Annotated in this window: 1 pseudogene; it reads left to right on the forward strand. The window is 71.9% G+C overall.

Annotated elements, in window-relative coordinates:
• Positions 1–620 (forward strand): annotated as a pseudogene (locus tag G3N99_RS41360) (citrate/2-methylcitrate synthase); the annotation flags it as partial.

Raw genomic sequence — 620 nt, forward strand, 5'->3', positions numbered from 1 at the left:
TCCTGAACGCGCTGATCGGCGCGACGACGTTCGAAGGCGCGCTCGCGCACCTGTGGTTCGACGTCGCGCTTGGCAGCGCCGAACATCGCGCGCACGAAGCGGTAATCGGCGCGCGGCTCGCGGCATTCGCCGATGCGCTGGCGTCAGGCTCGGCCGCGCAATCCGTCGCCGCGGATCTCGGCGCTGCGGGTGTTGCGCCGGTGTTCGCGGCCGCGTCCGGCCTGTTGCGCGGCTTCGACGACGTGACGCCCCGCGTACACGGCGAAGCGCCGGGCGACGCCGATCTCGACACGATGCTGTTATGCGCAGCCGCCGCGCCGTTCCTGCTGCATGCCGCGATCGAAGGCCGTCCGTTCGCCGCGCGCCACGACTCGATCGACGCATCGCTCGCCGGTACGTCAAACCAGGCGCAACGCATGCTCGTGCTGACCGGCGCGACACGCACCGACGCACCGGCGCAAGCCGCAATGGACATGCTGCTCGTCGCGTGGCACGCCGGCTTCGGCTACATCACGCCGACCGTGCTCGCGCCGCGTGTCGCGATCGGCACCGGCGTCACGCTCACGCAGGCGATCGCGTCCGGCTTTCTCGCGAGCGGGCCGTCGCACGTCGGCGCCGCG

The sequence above is a fragment of the Burkholderia sp. Ac-20392 genome, from assembly GCF_017104585.1.
GTDB classification, from domain to species: Bacteria; Pseudomonadota; Gammaproteobacteria; order Burkholderiales; family Burkholderiaceae; genus Burkholderia; species Burkholderia lata.